Origin of the sequence: Flavobacterium noncentrifugens (assembly GCF_900100375.1) — a bacterium.
Taxonomy (GTDB): Bacteria; Bacteroidota; Bacteroidia; order Flavobacteriales; family Flavobacteriaceae; genus Flavobacterium; species Flavobacterium noncentrifugens.
Map to the genome: position 1 here is coordinate 31,824 of NZ_FNEZ01000001.1, position 21,750 is coordinate 53,573.

The 21,750-nt window shown below is 41.7% G+C and carries 18 protein-coding genes; 9 read left to right on the plus strand and 9 right to left on the minus strand.

Features of this window, described 5'->3' with window-relative positions; all coding sequences use genetic code 11:
* Window positions 1-3: 3 nt before the first annotated feature.
* Window positions 4-3,168 (minus strand): SusC/RagA family TonB-linked outer membrane protein, encoded by a 3,165-nt coding sequence (locus tag BLS32_RS00155; RefSeq protein ID WP_091391297.1) that lies wholly within the window; start codon window positions 3,166-3,168, stop codon window positions 4-6.
* Window positions 3,169-3,365: 197 nt separating this feature from the next.
* On the opposite strand from BLS32_RS00155, the gene BLS32_RS00160 reads away from it, so the two are divergent.
* Window positions 3,366-3,983 carry a ribonuclease HII gene (locus BLS32_RS00160; protein ID WP_091391298.1) on the plus strand — a complete coding sequence of 206 codons (618 nt, stop codon included), beginning with the start codon at window positions 3,366-3,368 and terminating at the stop codon, window positions 3,981-3,983.
* On the opposite strand, the gene lipB is transcribed toward BLS32_RS00160, so the two are convergent.
* From lipB to BLS32_RS00175, 3 genes are read right to left on the minus strand one after another with little or no spacing between them, the layout of a single operon-like run.
* Entirely contained in the window at window positions 3,980-4,678 is a 699-nt protein-coding gene (gene lipB / locus BLS32_RS00165) for a lipoyl(octanoyl) transferase LipB (protein ID WP_091391299.1), read from the minus strand. The genes BLS32_RS00160 and lipB overlap by 4 nt on opposite strands.
* 32 nt (window positions 4,679-4,710) lie before the next feature.
* Entirely contained in the window at window positions 4,711-4,869 is a 159-nt protein-coding gene (locus BLS32_RS00170; RefSeq protein ID WP_091391300.1) for a YqaE/Pmp3 family membrane protein, read from the minus strand.
* 52 nt (window positions 4,870-4,921) lie between these two features.
* A complete protein-coding gene (locus tag BLS32_RS00175; protein WP_091391301.1) occupies window positions 4,922-5,677 on the minus strand; it encodes a hypothetical protein in 756 nt (251 codons plus the stop codon).
* Between the two features lie 169 nt (window positions 5,678-5,846).
* Between BLS32_RS00175 and BLS32_RS00180 the strand changes: the two genes are divergently transcribed.
* From BLS32_RS00180 to BLS32_RS00215, 8 genes are all read left to right on the plus strand, one after another.
* Window positions 5,847-6,257 carry a hypothetical protein gene (locus BLS32_RS00180; RefSeq protein WP_245699291.1) on the plus strand — a complete coding sequence of 137 codons (411 nt, stop codon included), beginning with the start codon at window positions 5,847-5,849 and terminating at the stop codon, window positions 6,255-6,257.
* 59 nt (window positions 6,258-6,316) lie between these two features.
* Window positions 6,317-6,997, plus strand: coding sequence for a response regulator transcription factor (locus BLS32_RS00185; protein ID WP_091391303.1), 681 nt, complete (start codon window positions 6,317-6,319; stop codon window positions 6,995-6,997).
* On the plus strand, window positions 6,994-8,355 hold the full coding sequence (locus BLS32_RS00190; RefSeq protein ID WP_091391304.1) for a HAMP domain-containing sensor histidine kinase: 1,362 nt from the start codon (window positions 6,994-6,996) through the stop codon (window positions 8,353-8,355). The genes BLS32_RS00185 and BLS32_RS00190 overlap by 4 nt, the downstream gene beginning before the upstream one ends.
* 81 nt (window positions 8,356-8,436) lie before the next feature.
* Window positions 8,437-9,681, plus strand: a complete 1,245-nt coding sequence (locus BLS32_RS00195; protein ID WP_091391305.1) for a TolC family protein — start codon at window positions 8,437-8,439, stop codon at window positions 9,679-9,681.
* A gap of 1 nt (window position 9,682) precedes the next feature.
* A complete protein-coding gene (locus BLS32_RS00200; RefSeq protein ID WP_091391306.1) occupies window positions 9,683-10,759 on the plus strand; it encodes an efflux RND transporter periplasmic adaptor subunit in 1,077 nt (358 codons plus the stop codon).
* Between the two features lie 3 nt (window positions 10,760-10,762).
* Window positions 10,763-13,861, plus strand: a complete 3,099-nt coding sequence (locus BLS32_RS00205; RefSeq protein ID WP_091391307.1) for an efflux RND transporter permease subunit — start codon at window positions 10,763-10,765, stop codon at window positions 13,859-13,861.
* 128 nt (window positions 13,862-13,989) lie between these two features.
* Window positions 13,990-15,702 carry a lysine--tRNA ligase gene (gene lysS / locus BLS32_RS00210; protein ID WP_091392303.1) on the plus strand — a complete coding sequence of 571 codons (1,713 nt, stop codon included), beginning with the start codon at window positions 13,990-13,992 and terminating at the stop codon, window positions 15,700-15,702.
* A 178-nt stretch (window positions 15,703-15,880) separates the two neighbouring features.
* Window positions 15,881-16,315, plus strand: coding sequence for a Spy/CpxP family protein refolding chaperone (locus BLS32_RS00215; protein ID WP_091391308.1), 435 nt, complete (start codon window positions 15,881-15,883; stop codon window positions 16,313-16,315).
* A gap of 52 nt (window positions 16,316-16,367) precedes the next feature.
* Here the strand turns inward: BLS32_RS00215 and hemL are convergent, their stop codons facing one another.
* The 5 genes from hemL to BLS32_RS00240 form a co-directional block, all read right to left on the minus strand.
* Window positions 16,368-17,654 carry a glutamate-1-semialdehyde 2,1-aminomutase gene (gene hemL / locus BLS32_RS00220; RefSeq protein ID WP_091391309.1) on the minus strand — a complete coding sequence of 429 codons (1,287 nt, stop codon included), beginning with the start codon at window positions 17,652-17,654 and terminating at the stop codon, window positions 16,368-16,370.
* A 4-nt stretch (window positions 17,655-17,658) separates the two neighbouring features.
* Window positions 17,659-18,612 (minus strand): glucosaminidase domain-containing protein, encoded by a 954-nt coding sequence (locus BLS32_RS00225; RefSeq protein WP_091391310.1) that lies wholly within the window; start codon window positions 18,610-18,612, stop codon window positions 17,659-17,661.
* Window positions 18,605-19,507: a 1-aminocyclopropane-1-carboxylate deaminase/D-cysteine desulfhydrase gene (locus tag BLS32_RS00230; RefSeq protein WP_245699292.1), complete on the minus strand. Its 903-nt coding sequence runs from the start codon at window positions 19,505-19,507 to the stop codon at window positions 18,605-18,607. The genes BLS32_RS00225 and BLS32_RS00230 overlap by 8 nt, the downstream gene beginning before the upstream one ends.
* A gap of 62 nt (window positions 19,508-19,569) precedes the next feature.
* Window positions 19,570-21,336: a T9SS type A sorting domain-containing protein gene (locus BLS32_RS00235; RefSeq protein WP_091391312.1), complete on the minus strand. Its 1,767-nt coding sequence runs from the start codon at window positions 21,334-21,336 to the stop codon at window positions 19,570-19,572.
* Between the two features lie 77 nt (window positions 21,337-21,413).
* Window positions 21,414-21,740, minus strand: a complete 327-nt coding sequence (locus BLS32_RS00240; protein ID WP_091391313.1) for a hypothetical protein — start codon at window positions 21,738-21,740, stop codon at window positions 21,414-21,416.
* Window positions 21,741-21,750: the final 10 nt, after the last annotated feature.

A 21,750-nucleotide genomic window follows, 5' to 3' on the forward strand; every position in this document is an offset into this window, starting at 1 on the left:
TAATTAGAAAGTTAAATTAATATTGAATCCGTAACGTTTTGCTGATGGTCCGGTTAAGTAATCAAATCCTTGTCCGTTACCCACACCTAAGCTCATGACTTCAGGATCAAAATTCAAGTGCTTAGGGAAATTGAACGCTTTGTACCACATATTTTGTCCGGTTACCGCAATAGATATTTTTCCAAATGGTGTTTTTTCAAGCATTCTTTTTGGAAGCGAATAGGATAATGATATTTCTCTCAGTCTTAAATTCGTAGCATCGTAAACAGACTGCTCGTCAATGAAGAAGCCTGAGTTGTTAAAACCATACTGTGTTGAACTGATCTGAACTGTATTGACGTTTCCGTTAGCACTTACACCAGGTAAAACAAAAGTCGCATTTCTGTCGAAATTAGTATCTTCAGTTACTCCTCTTGACAATAATGCATTTGCAGTGTTTGAGTAAATATCACCTCCTTTTTGGTATTCAAACTGGAAACCAAAAGTAATGTTCTTATATGAAATCTCATTGATGACCGTACTCTTCCAATCGGCATTTGGATCACCAATTTCTGTAAGCTCACTATTCACTACATAATTTCCGTCAGATCCAACGATGAAATTCCCGTTCGCATCACGAAGGATAGAACTCCCCATGATCACGCCATAAGGCCTGCCAGGAATTGCAAAGTTGCCTCTGTTGGTAAAGCCTGCTATCGCAATTTTATCTACACCCAAACCTAACGTTCCAACAATGTTTTTGTTTTTAGTGAAAGTTCCGGAAAGATTCCATCCAAAACCATCTTCTTTAGGAACGATGATTCCTAGGCTTACCCCTAACTCAATCCCTTTATTGCTGATTTCAGAAACATTCTGTGCCTGAACGACATATCCATTTTCAGGAGCCAGATCTGCATCAATGATAAGGTCTTTGGATTTTTTGTTGTATGCAGAGAAATCAATACCCAAGCGGTTATCAAAAAACTTCGCTTCTAAACCGAATTCAATCTCTTTATAAAGTTCAGGCTTCAAATTTGGATTACCCAATTGACTGTCTGGTCTTAATACATTTACAGTTCCTCCAACTGTTGGCGTAAATGCACTTGTTTGCTCATACAATCCAATGTTTGTTTGATAAGGTGAAGGAAATCCTGCCGAAGAACCATAACCAATTCTTAATTTTGCATAATTCACGTACTTGTTATTCTTAAGAATAGTAAAAGCATCGGTAGGAATAAACGAAACCGATGCAGAAGGATAAAACAAAGAACGGTTTTCTTTAAGTAAGGAAGAGAAATAATCTTTTCTTGCCTGTAAGTTTAAATAAACGTATTTTTTATATCCTAAAGTGGCACTACCATAAACACCAACTTTGTTAAAACTCTGTTTTTCCGAATAGCCTAAATGGTTTTGGAAATTCTGGTGCTCCTGGAAACCATATACAAATTGGTTGAAACTTTCCAAAGCCGTATAATCATATGCCTCGAGACGCGAATTGACTCCGATTGTTCCATCTAAATTCCATGAAGCCGCTTTATCCAATTCCTTGTTAAAGTTATAACTGAACGTGTGGTCAAATACTGTATTCTCATTATTAGTCGTACGCATATAACCACGTGGTGTTTGATAACCACCTTTGTTGATATAATACCTCTTAGCCTGGGTATAATTGTCCATTGCCAATCTGTAAGATACATTAGACCATGAATTGACATCATAAAGCGCTGAAAAGTTACCGAAGAAGCGTCTTACATGCTCATCATCACTTGCATTTTTCAACAACCATCTTGGATTGGTAATGTCCGGCCTGTAATTAACCGACTCATGTGTTTTTGGATTTTCGTATGGCAAACCAAACAAGTCAAAACTTCTTGGCGTGTATAAAATTGTAGCAAAAATGGATGGCGTGATTGCACCTGAACCATATCCATAGCCTGTTGGCGGTGCTGTTTTGTCTGTCTTAATATAGTTTAAAGAGGTGCTAAGTGTAATCCCGTTACCCAATTTAGTAGATCCACCACTACTTAAGTTCAATCTTTTATAGTTGTTGTTTTCAATAAATCCGGAATCAGAAGTATTACCAACATTCACATTATAACTCGTACTTTCACCTCTACCACTTAATGAAACAGAAGTAGTATTTACATAACCTGTTCTAAAGAATGGCTTCACGTTATTCTGAGGTTTCCATTCGACACGTTGACCAACATATTCTGGAAAAACTGAATTTCCTAAATAAGAGTAAGGGTGAATCACGGTACCATCCATTCCAATCCCGCCTTCTCCTCTGGTATTGAAACTTGGCCCCCAGTTTCCGAATGTCGTTCTGTATTCCAATTCATTACCTATACCGTAACTATTTTGATAATCAGGCAATCCAGAAATTTCTGTCATATATAACGACTGTGAAACAGAAACCTCCATTTTCTTGTTCACATCTTTTGTGTTTCCAGATTTTGTAGTTACCAATACAACCCCTTTACTACCGGCAGAACCGTATAGAGTTGTAGCACTCAATCCTTTTAGGATACTGATCGATTCGATGTTATTCGGATCAAGGTCAAGAAAACGGCTTGATGCGTTTGTAGCACCTTCCACAAAGTTTCCGTCGCTATTGGTATCCGAATTAAACGGAACACCATCGACAACAAACAATGGCTGGTTGCTTCCTGTAATAGAAGAATATCCACGGATAATAATATTGGTACCAGATCCAGACAAACCACTCGTTTGCTGAATGTTAACACCTGGCGCTTTACCGGTTAATGCTCTTACAACATCTGTAGAAGGTTTTGAAGCAAATTCTTCGGCCTTAATTGTTGTTACCGCATATCCCAATGCTTTCTTTTCTTTTTTGATACCCTGGCTGGTTACTACAACCTCGCCCAATTGCTGCGCATCTGTTTTTAACACTGGGTTAACAACATTTGACGCACCAACGGTTACATTGGTATCTGTGTAACCCACAAAAGAGAACACCAATACGTCACCAGCTTTTGCTTTGATCGAATATTTTCCATCAAAATCTGTTTGCGTGCTTGCTTTTGTGCTTTTGTTAATTACGTTTACAGTAGGCATTGGCAAGCCATCCTCTGTAACCGTACCTGTAACAGTTTTCTCCTGTGCAAAAGAAACCTGCATTGAGAACGCCAATAATAGCGTTAAAATCCACTTGAACTTAGATCTCATATTAAATTTATTTGAGTTAGTTATTTCGCAAACTTCTTAATTATTTCTTAAATAAACAAATATAACTTCTTAATATAATTTTTTAGGGCTGTTAAAATATTTTACAATACGTTGCAGTTAGTTTAACAATCAATACAAATGATAAAATAAAATTCAAAATGACGCGTTGAATTCCATACTTTTGCGAAAATAATCCAATGTTAAGCCTACGATTTTCAGAACACGCTTTCGAAGCGGGAACAGATGAAGCCGGGCGCGGTTGCCTCGCCGGCCCGGTCACTGCTGCGGCTGTGATTCTTCCCGATGGTTTTGAAAATGAATTGCTGAACGACTCTAAAATCCTTTCTGAGAAAAGCCGCGATTTCCTTAGGCCGCTAATCGAACAATCGGCATTGTGTTACTCGGTTACGCATCTTGACCCTTTGGTCATTGACGAAATCAACATCCTGAATGCTTCTATAAAAGCCATGCAGCAATGCATTCACAAACTTTCGCCTACACCTTTATATATTATAGTAGACGGAAACCGTTTTAAACCAATAGAAAACATTCCTCATTCGTGCATCATTAAAGGCGACAGCAAATACATGAGCATCGCAGCGGCATCGGTTTTGGCAAAAACATACCGGGATGAATACATGAACCGCATTCATGAAGAATTTCCGATGTACAACTGGAAACAAAACAAAGGCTATCCAACAAAAGAACACCGCGACGCAATCAGAAAATTTGGCACGACAAAATACCACCGGATGACTTTCAGGCTGTTGCCTGAAGAACAACTGGAGCTCGATCTCGAACCGGAAATTTTTTAGATAAACTCCGCCTCAAACAATTGCAGGAAGTGCTTTTGGATTTTTTGCTTCACTTCATCCGCATCAACCGTTTCCACGCCAAGTTCCACATTTAAAGAAGTAACGGCTTTGCCGCGAATCCCACACGGAATAATGTTGTCAAAATAACCCAAATCTACATTTACGTTCAATGCAAATCCGTGCATCGTTACCCAACGCGAAGCGCGAACGCCCATCGCACAGATTTTTCTTGCGAATGGTGTACCAACATCCAGCCAAACACCAGTTTCTCCGGAACTGCGAGAGGTCTGCAATCCATATTCGGCTAAAGTTAAAATGATCGCTTCTTCCAGAAAACGCAAATATTTATGAATGTCTGTAAAGAAATTTTCAAGATCCAATATCGGATAACCAACGATTTGTCCCGGACCATGATACGTAATATCGCCGCCGCGGTTGATTTTATAAAAGGTTGCGCCTTTCGCCTCGAGCTGTTTTTCACTTAAAAGCAAATTGCTTAAATCGCCGCTTTTTCCTAAAGTATAAACGTGCGGATGCTCAACAAAAAGCAGGTAATTGGGCGTTTCATGATCGACTTCTTCCCTTCTGTTGCGGATTTTTAAATCGACAACATCTTTGAATAAGGTTTCCTGATAATCCCAAGTTTCCTGATAGCCTTTCGACCCCAAATCCTGAAGTGTGATTTTTTTGTTCATTTTGTGCAACGCAAACTTAAATCAGATACGAATTATCTTTTTGGATTGTTCAGGATAATCAATGCTGCAATTACACCTGGAACCCAGCCCAGCAGCGTCAATATTGAAACGATGATTATCGATCCGCAGCCTTTATCAATCACGGCGAGCGGCGGAAACAAAACCGATAAAACAACCCTCCAGATGCTCATATTCTTTTTTTGCCCTGCAAAGATACGAATGTTTATTTCCGTAAAATCTTAATTATTTCTTATCTAAAACGACTTCCAAACTCATTTTCTCAGGTTGTTCGAGATAATCGATCAGGGAATACGGGACAGTCACCGTTTTGCGGTCGTCGCTAAACAACGCATTCGGGTTGGATACCGATTTGACTTTTCTCGGAAAATGATATTTCATCGTATAATGTGACGACCCAAACATCATCTTCATCATTCCGGTCGTATCTTTCGTTTGTTCAAACAACTGCCTGTCTTTGATTTTAATTGTGCGTTTAAAAGTCGTTCCGTCGAATGAATATTTCAATTCGGTATTGTCTGCGCCTTTCATCATACCGCCAAACGGATTTGAAGCGTCCTGAGCCGGCGATTTTTCCAGATCTTTTACCGATTTCATGGCCTGCATCATGTCCTGTAGCTCGCTGGCTTTCTTAAAATCAGTAAAAACCGACATTTTAAATTCCTTGTTTTTCGCGCTCATTTTCATATTGACCGACATGTTTTCCATTTTCTTCAAGCGTTCCTGTTCCGCAACCGGCAATTTTGCAATGCTGTCTTTTTTCTCAGCTAACAATTGCTTGAATGTAAAGGTCGAATCGATCTCTTTTGCTTTTCCGCCTTCCATCATTTTATCTCCGGCCATCGCCATAAGTTCCGAAGCGTTCACGTCGAACGAGATTTTCCCGCTCCCGTCTTCTTTCACATCAATATTTTCGGTCATCTGGCAGCTTGCCATAAATAAGGAAATCAGTACGGCGACAACATATGATCTTGCTTTCATTTTAGGTAATTTGATTATTTTTCCCAAATATAATGATTAAACGATAATTTTCCCCTCAAACGATTTTTAATACATTATATATGGATTCACAAAACAGAATCAAAATTTAGAATCGTTCTAACTACTTTTTTGGCAATTTACTCGTTTATAAATGTAATTTTATTTAAAAATGCTGCTACTGTTTATGAATGCCATTGCCAATGAAAATGCCCTGAACACGCAACTCGAAACGATCAATTTAAAGATCGGCGAACTCAATGACCAGAAGATCCTATTGCTTTTGCAGGCAATCGGATTTGATTTGGATAAACTTCCGAAAGATTTACTTCAATGGAAAACAATTTTAATCGTCGTTCCAAACCGAAAAACCTCACACGAACTCAAGCCTTACCGCTATTCGATCGACAGGATCGCGCTTGCCACAAATGTCAACGCCAAAGAAATCAACATTTACGATCTTGACCAGTGGAAAGCCGCTTTTAAAAACAAAACGCAGCTGCAAATCCGGAATTTACTCAAAACGACTTTCGGCGGCAGCAAAAAACTCCCAGAAGATTACCAGAAGCAACAATCAACATAACTTTTTATTGGCATTTCAGCTAAACTGTTTTTCATACTTTTGCAACTTGCTTAAATGGTATGACAAAAATCCTGTTGCTCGAAGACGATCCGGTCCTTTCCAAAGAAGTCAGCGAATTCCTGAAATCGCAGGGTTTCGACTGCAATTGTGTTTTTGACGGCGAAATATTTTTCCGGCAATTGAAAAACAATTCCTATCAGATTTTTCTGCTCGACATCAATGTTCCGAAATTAAATGGCCTCGATGTGTGCAAAAAAATCCGCGAAGACGATAAAACCACGCCCATTTTAATGCTTACCGCTTATGGCGACCTGACCGACAAAATGGACGCTTTTAAGCTTGGCGCCGATGATTATCTCGTGAAGCCGTTTCACCTTGAAGAATTGCACATCCGGATTTTATCGCTGTTGCGGAGAAGTTCCGTTCCGCAAAATTCCGATGAAATCATCACCATCGATGACCTTGAGATCAACACGTCTGCGCTTTCGGTAAAACGTAGCGAAACTGCCATCGAACTGACCCAGAAAGAATACCAACTCTTGTTGTTATTGGCGAAAGCCAAAGGCCGCGTGCTTTCCAAACAGTCCATTTCTGAACAGCTTTGGGACGTGCATTTCGACACCAACCTAAATACGATCGAAGTCTACATCAATTTCCTGCGCAAGAAAATCGACCGCAATTTTGAGCATAAACTCATTCGCACACGCCCTGGATTCGGCTATTATTTAAAATCAGAATGACTTTAAAAAGAAAAATAGCGATCAACATTAGCATTGCATTTTCGTTGCTTTACGGTATTTCGGCTTTGCTGATTTACATTTCATTTTCGACGTTCCGAAAGGAAGAATTTCAACACAGGCTTGAAGAAAAAGCGCGAACGACAACCAAATTGCTGTTCGAAGTCAAGGAAATCGACCGAAACATTTTAAAACTTATCGATCAGAATACGATCAACAAATTGTACAACGAAAAAACATTGGTTTTCGACCACAATTACAAACTCATTTACAGCAGCATCGACGACGCTTCGATCAAGTGGAATTTATCCGATCTCAAAAAATTAAAATCTGAAAAAACAATTTTCCGTACCGATAAAGAAAAAGACGTTTTCGGGATTTTCTATGATTTTGAAGGCACAGCCGATTATTACGTTTTGATCGCCGCCGAAGATAAATACGGAAAAACACAATTGCATTTTTTATTGGAAATCCTGATTATCAGCTTTTTTTTAGGAACGGCGCTGGTTTGGTTTTCGACCTATTTTTTTATCCGAAAACAGTTGGAACCGCTCGATGATTTTGAAAAACGGATCACCAAAATCTCGGCAAACCGTCTCAATACACAACTTTCCGAAACTGCAAAAGACGACGAGATTAATCTATTGACCAAAGCGTTCAACCAAATGCTGATCCGGATCGAAAATTCGTTTAACGCGCAAAAGGAATTTACGTCAAATGCCTCGCACGAACTGCGAACGCCCATCACGCGCCTGACGTTGCAACTCGACAACCTGATCAAACAGGAAAACCACGCACCATCGACCATTGCTTATTTAAAAAGTATGGAAAACGACCTAAATCAAGTCACCGATTTGATCAATTCGTTGTTGTTACTCGCCAAAATAAATAGGTCTGAGGCCGAAAGTCAACTCAAAAAAGAGCGCATCGACGAAATTGTTTTTGAGGCTTTTGACAAAGTAAAAATGACACAGCCCGATTTTCAGATGAATTTCGAAATCCTTGGAAATCCCGATTCTGACCTTGAAATCAACGGCATCAAATCATTGCTCGAAATCGTGTTTGCCAACCTTTTCCGCAATGCTTATCTGTATTCTGACAACAAAAAAGCCAACGTCACCATTGAAGAAAATGAAAACCGTCAAATGGTTGTTACGATCACAAACGACGGTGAAAAAATTATCAAAGACGAACAAAGCAAACTCTTCCAGCCTTTTGTTCGCGGCACAAATGCAACGCAAATTCACGGTTCCGGGCTTGGTTTGCGAATCGCGAAACGAATCCTCGATTACCATCAGGCCAAAATCGATTATTCAGATGCAAACGGACTTCATCAATTCTGCATCACATTTTCCATTTAACGAATTAAGTTTTTTTTAAGGTCGGCTTAAAGCCAAATTTAAGTTGGCCGCCCGAATCTTTGCAGACTAAAAAGTCCAAAGATGAAAATCAAATGTCTAATCGTTGCGTTCTTCTGTTTCGGAATTGCCGTCGCACAGCAAAACTTCACACTCAAAGACTGCGACGACGCACTGCAGAAAAACAACTTGCAACTGCTTGCCCAACAATACAATATTTCTGCCGCGCAAGCCGGAATTATCCAGGCAAAAATCTGGGAACAACCTGTCGTTACTGCTGACGTCAATGCTTATAATCCTGAAGCCCGTCGCTATTTTGACATTGGCACGAATGGCCAAAAATTCTTTGCAGTTGAACAGCTGATTTACCTTGGCGGAAAGAAGAAAAACGAGATCCGGTTTGCAAAAACCAATGCCGAAATCGCCGGATTGCAGTTTGAGGAATTGCTTTTCAACCTGAAAGGCCAACTGCACCGAAGTTTTTATTCCGTTTACTTCGATAACAAGAAAATCGCCGCAATCGAATTGCAGATCAGCCAGATTGAAGCACTTTTAAAATCTTATGAAGTCCAGGCCGATAAAGGAAATATTCCGTTGGGCGACGTGGTACGGCTGCAATCTTTGGTGCTGAACCTCAAAAACGACCGCATTGAGATCATCCGGAACAACACTTCGGAAAGGCAAAACCTGAATTTCCTTACCGGAATCGACGGCATCATTACGCCATCAATCAACGAAAAAGAAATCGTTCAAAACTTCAAAACCGAAAAGTTTAAAAAGGACGAATTATTGGCTTTGGCCAAAGAAAAAAACCCCGAATTCCTGATTGCCCAGAAAAATATCGAAGCGCAGCAAATTGCCGTAAAATGGCAGAAAGCGCTGTCGGTTCCAGACATTACCGCGGGAATGGCTTACGATCAAAACAGCGGTGCTTTTCACGATCAGGTCAATGTTACACTCGGAATTCCGCTGCCGTTATGGAATAAAAACAAAGGGAACATCAAAATCGCCGAAGCGCAATTGGGCGAAACCAAAGCCAAAGCCGAATTTCAATCCAACTTGCTGAAAAGCAATATCGAAAGCGCTTACAACATTTGGAAAATCCAGCAGTCGGAATCTGAAAACCTCAAAGAATCAGCCTGCCAGAATCTCGAAACGGTTTACAAAGGCGTGTTGTTCAACTTCCAGAAACGCAACATTTCACTATTCGAATTTACCGATTTTATGGAAAGCTATAATCAAAGCAACCTCCAGATCAATGAAATCTACAAGCAGTTGATTTTGTCCGGAGAAACTTTAAACCACATTACAAACACCAATCTTTTCTAAGATGAAATACATCGCAATCCTTGCCACAACCGCGCTTTTATGCTCGTGCAAACCCGACATTAAACCTGAAATCAAGGCAACTTTCGTACTGAGCGACAAAATGCTTGAAACGACAAAAACCGAAACCGCAACATTCCAGCCGCTCAAAACCGAAGACACTTTCTACGGAAAAATTACAGCCGACAACAATAAAACGATCGAAGTCTATCCGGTTGTTGGCGGAAACGTTTCAAAGGTTTTTGTCGAACTCGGCGATTACGTCAAAAAAGGGCAATTGCTCGCAACGATCAGAAGCACTGAAGTAGCCGATTTCGAAAAACAGCTTGAAGACGCGCAAAACGACGCCATCGTTTCGAAGAACAACCTGAAAGTTGCACAGGAATTGTTTGAAGGCAAATTGAATTCTGAGCGCGACGTACTCGAAGCGAAAAGCCAATGCGACAAAGCCAAATCGCAATTGCAGCGCATTCAGGAAACATACAAAATTTACAACATCAAAACCGGTGCGATTTACGAAGTGCGTTCGCCCCTAAACGGTTTTATTGTCGAAAAAAAGATCAACCAGGACATGCTTTTGCGAAACGACCGCAGCGATAATATTTTTGACATCGCCGAAATCGATGAAGTTACAGTAGTCGCAAACGTCAATGAAAGCGACATCAACCGTGTAAAGCAAGGCGAAAGCGCATCGGTGACCACATTGAGTTATCCTGACAAAGTTTTTAATGGAAAAGTCGATAAGATCTTCAACATTATCGATCCTGAAACTAAGGCGATGAAAGTGCTGATCAAGCTCGGCAATCCGGGATTTATCCTCAAACCTGAAATGCGCGCGAACATCAGATTGTCTTATACTGAAAATGATAAAAAGATGCTGGCAATCCCGGCATCGGCGATCATTTTCGACAAATCAAAAAATTATGTCATGATCTACAAAGACCGAAACAACATTGAAACGCGGCAGGTTGAAGTGTTCCGCCAGGTTGGAAATATGGCCTACATTTCGTTCGGCCTGACCGAAAATGAAAAAGTAATGACACAAAACCAGTTGTTGGTTTATGATGCGCTAAACGATTAAATTATGAACAAGTTTATTAGGAATATTATTTCTTTTTCGCTGAAAAACAAAGCATTCACCTTTTTTTGGGTGTTTGTCATTGCGGTTTGCGGATTCATTTCGTTTAAAAATATGCCGATTGAAGCGTTTCCCGATGTGACCAACACGCAAATCGTGATCGTCACGCAATGGAACGGCCGAAGTGCCGAAGAAATCGAGCGTTTTGTAACGACGCCAATTGAGGTTGCGATGAATTCGGTACAGAAAAAAACGAGCGTGCGCAGCGTAACGATGTTTGGATTGTCGGTCATCAAGATTATTTTCGATGACGATGTTGATGATTTTTTCGCGCGCCAGCAAGTCAACAACCAACTCCAAACGGTTTCGCTTCCCGACGATATCGACCCTGAAGTGCAGCCGCCTTACGGCCCGACAGGGGAAATTTTCCGGTATACGCTGCAAAGCAAAGACCGCGACACCCGGGATTTATTGACACTTCAAAACTGGGTCATCGACCGGCAATTGCGTGCCGTTCCCGGAGTTGCAGATATTGCTGCGTTTGGCGGACAGGAAAAAACATATGAGATCAGCGCCGATCCAAACCGGCTCTCCAAATATGACATCACGCCGCTCGAAGTTTTCGATGCGGTGAATAAAAGCAACCTGAATGTTGGCGGCGACGTCATCGAAAAAAACGGCCAGGCTTATGTCGTTCGCGGTGTCGGATTGCTCGGATCGCAGCAGGATATTGAAAATATTATCGTTAAAGATGCAGGCGGAAATCCGGTTTTGGTCAAAAATCTCGCCGATGTTTCAGAAAGTGCTTATCCGCGTGTCGGTCAAACCGGACTCAACAATAACGACGATGTAGTCGAAGGCATTGTCATCATGCGAAAAGGCGAAAATCCGCAGGAAGTGTTGGCAAAAGTCAAAGAAAAAATCAAAGAACTCAACAGTACGGTTTTGCCTTCGGATGTCAAAATGGTGACTTTTTACGATCGTGACAACCTGATGAATTTTACGACCGAAACCGTCATGCACAACCTGCTCGAAGGAATTATTCTGGTAACCGTGATCGTATTTTTATTCATGGCCGATTGGCGTACGACTTTGACCGTTGCGATCATCATTCCGCTGTCGTTGCTATTTGCTTTTTTCTGTCTGAAAATGAAAGGCATGACTGCCAATTTATTGTCGCTTGGCGCAGTAGATTTCGGAATTATCATTGACGGTGCGGTTGTTATGGTCGAAGGGATTTTCGTAACATTAGACCATCTGGCGAAGAAAAAAGGCATGGAAGCCTACAACAAACTCGCCATTGGAAGCGTCATTAAAAAAACCGGTGCCGAAATGGGAAAAGCGATATTTTTTTCCAAATTAATTATCATTACCGCTTTACTACCGATTTTTGCGTTCCAGAAAGTCGAAGGCAAAATGTTCTCGCCACTCGCCTACACACTTGGCTTTGCGCTGCTTGGCGCATTGATTTTCACGCTGACCCTTGTTCCCGTTATGGCGCATTTGCTGCTGAATAAAAACGTCCGCGAAAAGCACAATCCGTTTGTGAATTTCTGGGATAAGACCGTTGAAAAAGGATTTGCTTTCACGTTTAGGAACAAGCAAAAAACGCTGATCATCTCAATGGTTTTTGTCGTATTGACTTTTGCTTCAGGGAAATTTCTCGGAACCGAATTCCTGCCACAGCTCAATGAAGGCGCGCTCTGGATCACAGCCGAATTGCCGATGAGTTATTCCCAGCCCGAAAGTGTCACCGTGGCGAACAAACTGCGCAAAGACCTGATGACTTTCCCCGAAGTCGTCAAAGTCTTGTCGCAGGAAGGACGGTCAAATGACGGAACTGATCCTAACGGATTCAATTTCGTACAGTTTCAGGTCGATTTGAAACCGCAAAGTGAATTGCATGGAAAAACCGTCGATGCCATCATTGCTGAAATGGATGCAAAACTCAAAAACTACCAGGGCATTACCTACAATTATTCACAACCGATTATTGATAATGTTGCCGAAGCTACCGCCGGAATCAAAGCAGCGAATGCGGTAAAAATTTATGGGGACGATTTGGGCAAACTCGACGAACTCGCCTCAAAAATGATCGCCCAAATTAAAGACATTAAAGGAATGGAAGATGTTGGCATCATCCGGAATATCGGCCAGCCGGAAGTCAGTGTGATTTTAGGCCGCGAAAAAATGGCTGCTTATGGCGTTACTTTAGCCGACGCTCAAGCCGTACTCGAAATGGCTTTCGGAGGAAAAACAGCCACACAAAAATACGAAGGCGAGAAAAAATTCGATGTCCGTGTGCGTTATGCTAAAGATTACCGGAAAGATGAAAACGACATGTCGAACCTTAAAGTGCCCACGCTTTCTGGAACAAAAATCCCGATTAAAGAAATTGCCGCAATCAAGAAAATTACCGGCCCGGCATTTATTTATCGTGACGATACGAAGCGATTTATTGGCGTAAAATTCTCGGTGCGCGGACGCGATTTGGGGAGTACGATTGACGAAGCACAGCAAAAAGTCACTAAAAACATGCAATTGCCAAACGGTTACAAAGTGGGCTGGACAGGCGAATTTGAAAATCAGGTTCGGGCAACAGGAAGGCTCGGGCAAGTTGTTCCAATTAGTTTAATTGGGATATTTGTGCTGCTTTTTGTGTTGTTTGGAAACATCAAAGATTCGTTGCTGGTGTTGGCGAATGTTCCGTTTGCCATCATCGGCGGCATCATAGCGCTGCATATAACCGGAATGAACTTCGGGATTTCTGCCGGTGTCGGATTCATTGCCTTGCTCGGAATCTGCATCCAGAACGGCGTGATCTTGATTACCGAATTCCATAAAAACCTAAAAGAAAAATTGTCGCTGAACGAGTCGATTACCGAAGCTGTAAAAATCAGGACGCGGCCGGTTGTCATGACGGCACTAATGGCATCGATCGGATTGTTGCCTGCCGCGCTTTCAAACGGTATCGGATCGGAATCCCAAAAACCGCTTGCCATTGTCATTATCGGCGGACTGATTACGGCAACCGTTTTGACCCTGCTCGTATTCCCGATTATTTTCTGGGTTTTCAATCGCAAAAAAAACCAGGATCTCAAATAAAAATTTTTCATTGATTGTTGCGTTTGGAAAGGCTCCGTATGAAAATGCGGGGCTTTTTTGCGTATTGCCGCCGCCTTGCACTTTCAAACATAAATACTATCTTTGCGCTCTTAAAATCATACATTACAATGGCATTATCAGAACAGGAAATCCTCCGCAGGGAAGCGCTCACCAAATTGCGCGACCTTGGCATCGAACCTTATCCGGCGAACGAATTTGTGACTACGGCGCATTCAAAAGACATTTTGGAAAATTTCGAGAAGTTTGACGGTAAGGAAGTGGTTCTGGCCGGAAGAATGATGTCGAACCGCGACATGGGAAATGCGTCTTTTGCCGAACTGAAAGATTCGGAAGGCCGCATCCAGCTTTACATCACGCGCGATGATATTTCTACGGATGAAGCCAAAACGATGTATAAAGTGGTATTCAAAAAACTGCTTGACATTGGCGATTTTATCGGAATCCGAGGCAAAGTTTTCAAAACAAAAGTAGGTGAAATTTCGATTCACGTCTATGAATTGAATGTATTGGCGAAAGCTTTAAAGCCACTTCCTGTTGTAAAAACAGATGCTGACGGAAAGATTCATGATGCGTTTTCAGATCCTGAGCAAAGATACCGCAGGCGTTATGTCGACCTCACGGTAAACGACCACGTAAAAGAAACGTTTATTAAAAGGACGAAACTGTTCAATGCGATGCGCGGATTTTTCAACGACAAAGGTTATCTTGAAGTCGAAACTCCGGTTTTACAGCCAATTCCCGGCGGAGCGGCAGCGCGTCCGTTTGTGACGCACCACAATTCGCTTGACATTCCGCTATACATGAGAATTGCAAATGAATTGTATTTGAAAAGACTGATTGTTGGTGGTTTTGACGGTGTGTATGAGTTTTCCAAAAACTTCAGAAACGAAGGAATGGATCGCACGCACAACCCAGAATTTACCGCGATGGAAATATATGTAGCCTACAAAGACTACAACTGGATGATGAAATTCACCGAAAACCTGCTCGAACATTGCGCGCTTGCAGTAAACGGTACGACCGAAGTGACTTTTGGCGAACACCACGTCGATTTTAAAGCGCCGTATGCACGCGTGACGATGACCGATGCAATCAAACAATACACGGGTTTTGACATTTCAGGGAAAACTGAAGAAGAATTGTTTGAAGCCGCACGCGGAATGGGTATCGATGTAAACGGAACGATGGGGAAAGGAAAACTGATCGATGAAATTTTCGGGGCGAAATGCGAAGGGAATTTTATCCAGCCGACTTTCATTACGGATTATCCGAAAGAAATGAGTCCGCTTTGCAAACAACACCGCAACAATCCCGAACTGACAGAACGTTTTGAATTAATGATCTGCGGAAAAGAAGTCGCCAATGCATATTCAGAATTGAACGACCCGATTGACCAGCGGGAACGTTTCGAACACCAACTGACCTTATCTGAAAAAGGCGATGACGAAGCGACGCAATTTATAGACGAAGATTTCCTTCGTTCACTAGAATACGGAATGCCACCTACATCAGGGCTTGGCATCGGAATGGATCGTTTGATCATGTTTTTAACGAACAATGCATCGATTCAGGAAGTGTTGTTTTTCCCGCAAATGCGCCCCGAGAAAAAACAAACGGCAATCGAACTGACCGAAGATGAAAAATTGATCGTGGCCTTATTGCAATCTGACAATAACAATGCTATGGATCTGGGCATGCTCAAAGTCTCATCTGCTTTAAGCGGAAAAAAATGGGACGCTGCGATGAAAGGCCTTTCGAAACACGGACTTGTAAAAGTAACGGTTGACGGTGACAGGAAAACTGTTGAATATGCCGGATAAAATTTGCTGTACTTAAAAAAATGAAGGTTGTCTGAAAAAGGCAGCCTTTTTTATTATACGGATCTGAATTAAAACACAAAAAAATTATTCCTGATGTTAATTTGAACACAAAATTTGCTTAGCTTTAAACTTTTTAAAATTTATCTTGTCTTAACGGCATTAACTTAAAAATAGAAGTATGAAAAATTTATTTATGGCTGCATTACTGATGGTTGGAATGGCCTCTTTTGCGCAGGAAAAAACAGCTCCTTTACAAAAGCGCGAGCAAACAGAAAAAATGACACCAGAGCAGCGCAATGAGCTAAAACTTAAAAGAATGACCGTTGAGTTGGGCTTGAATGAAAAACAACAAAAAGAAATGTCTGTTTTGATTTCTGAGCAGACTGAGAAAAGGGATGCCACACATAAAGAGCGTGTTGCAAATAAAGTAAATGGTGTAAAACCAACCGCTGATGAGCAGTTTAAAAAAGAAAGCCAAATGCTTGACGAGAAAAAGGACATGCTCGACAAAATGAAAAAAATCCTGACTCCTGAACAATATGCCAAATGGGATAAAATGAATTCAGAGCGAAAAGGCAAAATGAAAAATGCAATGGAAAAAAGCGAAAAATAAATCGCTGATTTGTTAAAATAAAAAATGCTTACCACAATGGTAAGCATTTTTTTTATAATATTTTTGCTACTTCATCGATAGCGCGAATTGTAAAATCAAGATCTTCATAGGTCAGCGCATCGGTGATAAACCAGGTTTCATAAGCAGATGGCGCAATGTAAACGCCTTGCTGCAACAAACCGTGAAAGAATTTCTTAAAACTTTCATTGTCTCCGTTAGCTGCTGTTTTCAGATCGGTTACGGGATTTTTATCGAAATGCACCGATATCATCGAGCCTACCCTGTTGACCGTAAAACCGACTTGATTTTTTGACAATGCTTCACGGATGCCTTTTTCCAGATAAGCTGTTTTCTGATCCAGTCTTTCAAAAATTGCAGCATCAGCATCAAGTGCCTGCAGCATTGCTAAGCCTGCGGCCATCGCCAAAGGATTTCCAGACAATGTCCCAGCCTGGTACACCGGCCCGATCGGAGCCAGATAATCCATGATTTCAGCGCGTGCGGCGAAAGCGCCGACAGGCAATCCGCCACCGATTACTTTTCCGAAAGTCACAATATCGGCTTTAATGTTGTACAATTCCTGCGCACCGCCTTTTGCAAGACGAAAACCGGTCATGACTTCATCAAAGATTAATAGAATTCCGTTCTTGGTACACAATTGGCGCAAGCCTTGTAAAAAACCTGCTGCGGGCGGAATGCAGCCCATATTTCCTGCGACAGGCTCAATGATGATCGCAGCAATTGTTTCTTTATTGAAATGCACGATATCCGCTACATTTTGAAGGTCGTTGAATGTTGCGAGCAAAGTGTCTTTTGCAGTACCTTCAGTAACGCCGGGACTGTTTGGCGTTCCAAATGTAAGTGCGCCGCTTCCGGCCTGGATCAAAAACGAATCCGAATGGCCGTGGTAACAACCTGCAAATTTGATGATTTTGTCCCTTTTTGTATATCCGCGCGCGAGACGAACCGCGCTCATACAAGCTTCTGTACCTGAATTTACAAACCTGATTTTATCGATATTCGGAACCATCGAAACCGCTAGTTCTGCGATTTGTGTTTCGAGCTGCGTTGGCATTCCGAAAGAAGTTCCCAACTTCGCTTTTTCAGTAATTGCGTTAACGACCGGCTCATAAGCATGTCCTAAAATCATTGGCCCCCAGGAATTTATGTAATCGATCAATCGGTTTCCATCTTCATCGATCAGGTAGGCACCTTTGGCACTTTTTACAAAAATGGGTGTTCCACCCACACCTTTAAAAGCCCGTACGGGTGAATTGACGCCGCCGGGAATGACTTTTTCAGCATCAGCAAAAAGCTGGCTGCTTCTTTGGTATAGCATAAGATTATTTTACTTTTAGATTTTGTCCGATTGAAATCGCGTTGTCCTGAATGTTGTTTTTGCTGCGAAGGTCATCAACCGAAATGTTGAATTTTTTAGAGATTGAATACAAGGTATCGCCTTTAATAACCTGATAATCATCGGAGCTGTAACTTGTAGTAGATGCCGTGTAAACCGGATCCTGTTTTTTTGGAGTCAGCGCCCTTTCAATTCCGAGCATCTGGTCGTCGTATTGGTACAATTGATAACGATCAATAATCCCGATGAGTTTTTCCGGATATTTTGGATCAGTCGCGTAACCCGCTGCTTTGAGTCCTTTTGCCCATGCTTTGTAATCGCCACCATCGAGATCAAACAAAGAAGCATAACGCGATCTCGACGTTAAAAATAACGCATGGTCTTTATAAGATTCGCTTGGCTGATCGTATTGCCTGAAACATTCCTGCGCTTCATCATCATCGTATCTGACACTTGGCCCTGTCCATTCTTTATGGCATTTGATCCCGAAATGATTGTTTGCCAAAATGCTCAACGGTCCCGTTCCTGCACCCGATTCTAAAATTCCCTGCCCGATAATGATGCTCGCCGGAATTTTATACTGCGCCATATTGCTCTGTGCGATTCCTTTGTAAAGGTCGATGTAATCCAAAACCATTGCAGTCGTTACTTTTACACGTGTGGTTGCTTCTAGGATTTCTTCTTTAGAATATACCGTTTCTTTGCCGTTGGATTTCCCTGATTCTTTTGCGGCTTCGTAGTTTTTTTCAATCGTTTTAATATCGGTGCTGCCCTGGCCTGACGGTTTTCGGGTGACAACCTGTCTCGACGGTTGTTTTCGTTGATTGCTGGCAGTAGACGTATTTTTCTTATAGGGCTTTGAAGTTCTCGCAACCGGTTTTGAGGAGCTGCAGCCAATCATTACAATTGTGAATACGAAAAGCAAGAGTTTCTTAATCATAAATGTCAATTAATGGTAAGTTTTTATTTTTTAAAACGCTGTTCATTCCAGGAATTCCCTGAAGTCCGCCCGTATGGATCATCAAAATCTGCGAACCTTTGGAAAAATAGCCTTTTTGAATCAGGTCTATAACGCCAAAAGCCATCTTTCCAGTATAAACCGGGTCAAGCGGAACATTTGTCCGGGCTTTAAAATCGTTGATAAAAAGAATTAATTCTTCGGATATTTTTCCATAACCTCCAAATTCATAGCCTTTTACGAGTTCCCAGTTTCCGTCCGGGGCAAATTTACAAATTTCTTCTTGTAAAAAGTCGGCTTTTAAGGCTGGAAATCCTAAAACTTTCTGATGGGGTTTGGCGCTGCTTATCAATCCGGAAATTGTTCCTCCGGTTCCAACGGCGCAGCAAATGAAATCAAATTCGGCATCTTTTTGAGTCAGGATTTCTTCGCAGCCGCGGATGGCAAAAGCATTGGTGCCGCCTTCGGGAATCAGGTAAAAATCGCCGAACTGGGCGCTGAGTTTATCTAAAAAACCGGTTTCGCTTTTAAGCCTGTAGTCGGCACGAGAAACAAATTCGAGCTGCATACCGCAATCTTTTGCAAATTGCAAAGTCGGGTTTTGAGATGCTTTTTCAGCAAGTTCTTCCCCACGGATGATGCCAATGGTTTCAAGACCTTGTTCTTTTCCGGCGAAAGCAACCGCAGCAATATGATTTGAAAACGCACCGCCAAAAGTCAGCAGTTTTTTCTTTTTTTCAGATTTTGCCCGGAGCAGGTTGTATTTGAGTTTTCGGTATTTATTTCCGGAAATGAACGGATGGATCAGGTCTTCGCGTTTGATAAACAAAGCTACATCCTGAAATCCGTAAGAAATAATTTGATTGGCCGTTTCCACCGATATTTTTCTTGCAAACTTAAATCAATTTGCCGAAAATGCGTGAATTTTAATACGTAAACCTATTTACTCTGGGCAACGGTCACTTTCTTACTGAATACCGAATTGTCTGAAGCGGTAATTTTTGCAATGTAAATGCCTTCAGCAATTTCCGAAGTAGAAAACTGAAGCTTTTTCTGGGTCGCAGGATTCATTTTAGCAAAAATCAATTTTCCGGAAATATCATAAAACCGGACAGACTCTATGGTTTTTTCATTAGGATTTAAAACCAAAAGCTGTTGGTTCACATGATCTGCCACAGCATCAAAACCAAAAATATTTTCATTTTTAATGCCTAATACATTTTCATTTTTAAAAGTGATTTCAAAACGCTCCGTATTTTTTCCGGCGGGCAAATTAAATTCGTAAGGCACGTTTTTGATGTCGTGATAAGAATTGTCATTTTTGTCATGCAGATAAACAGGCAGTTCCGGATCCAGATTCACCACTTCAGAAGCAATTACCTGAAAAACCGCTTGATACGCATTGTTGAATCCCAAAGAAATCTTCTTATTGATGTCAAACTGAACTGCTTCAATCATATAATCCTTGTCGCCAATTGGGAACAACATATCGATCGGGCTCGCATCTGTTGAAGCATCCATCCCGTGGTCTATGCCATCCGTTGCATCAGGATGAAAAGCAAGGGCAATTTGCCGCACGCCTTCGCCGTTGAGTTTTGCATTGAGCCTGATGTAAGGCAGCGCACTTCCAGCCGACGGATTGCTTTCAACCGTATTTTTTTCAAAATGTGATGTTGCGCCTTCTTTCTGAAATACCCTGAAATTGTTTTGCATGACCACGGCTGTTCCGCTAGACGTGCCTTCGATCATGAATCCCTGTCCTATCGGAGCATATTTCCTCGGGTAATCGTTTCCGTTTCCGTAACTTCCGACGATGGGGTTTCCAAGCGCATCAGAAGCAAAAAATGCCGGTTTCTGGTAAAAATCCAATGCTGCAGAATAGGCACCATAACCGCCGCGATACGCGAGTAAATTGTGTGAATTGACAGTTTTGTCCTGCTCCCAGAAATATGCGATTCCGGTGCAATTTGCCGCCGAAGGATTTTGTGCTACTGTCAGGAAATTTTGCAAATTAATCGCCGAAGGATACGGATTTCCGGTCAGCGTCAACTTTCCATTGGCGACAGCGATCGAAATATCGCCATCATTCGGCTTTCCACGAAAATCATAACGCTGTCCGCTTCCGGGATTGTTTGCCGCCGAATTGTCATAAAAAGATGTATCTGTCCCGCCTGTGCCTTTCATCGTAAAACCTTCACCCGCCTTTATGGTAGATGCATTTCCGGTGTATAGCCATTGGGAATAATTGGTAGAAGAAATAAATTTATAAATCCACGTTGAAGAAATCGTCAATGGGGATGCGATGCCGTCATCTGTGTTCACATTCAGCGCCGGAGTCGTCGCTGTAATCGAAGTTGGGCGTCCAAGCAGCGTAATGCCAAAATCCTCGTTTCCGGTGACTGCAGCTGTCGCCTTTCCAACCGGTGAACACCAGTAATTGTAAGCGTAATTATTCACCGTTCCTTCCTGAAAAACAGATAAATTTCCGGTTCCGGTATTTAAAGAGCTTCCGGTTGAACCTTGCAAAAACTGCCCGCCGTTTCGAAGGTAAATATTTGCATTGCTGGCTATGTTGACGGCTTTTGTCACAAACATATATCTGTCATTCACGCAAACGTAGCTGTTCGGGCTCACATACAACTGCGCAAACCCTTTTGTCGCCAGCAAAAAGAAAAACAAACAGTATATTTTAGATGAAACAGGCATTACTAACAAATTTAGCTGCTAAAACTAAAAAAAATTAGCACAGCAACTGCATAAATGCCACACAAGTTATTAAAAAGTCATACAAATTTTAAAAAAGCAAAGGTTTTCCGATGTTTAAAATATTCAAAATCGCTTTCATTCGCATAAGCCTCCCGCTCAAAGCAAATATTCCGGTAGGCTAAAAACCGGTCTTTATATTGTACCAGCCGGACCAGGTATTCTAAAAAATACCAGATAAAAAACGGCACTATCAAAAGTTCCAGCTGCTGCCTGATGTGGATTCGCTCATGGTTCATCAATGTTGGCAAACCCGCATCTTTGCGTTCGCGCAAAATCACAAACGGAAAAACGGTCATGCCGCGGTAACCTTTCGGAATCAAATATTTGGAAACAATCAGGAACATTCGCGCTAAA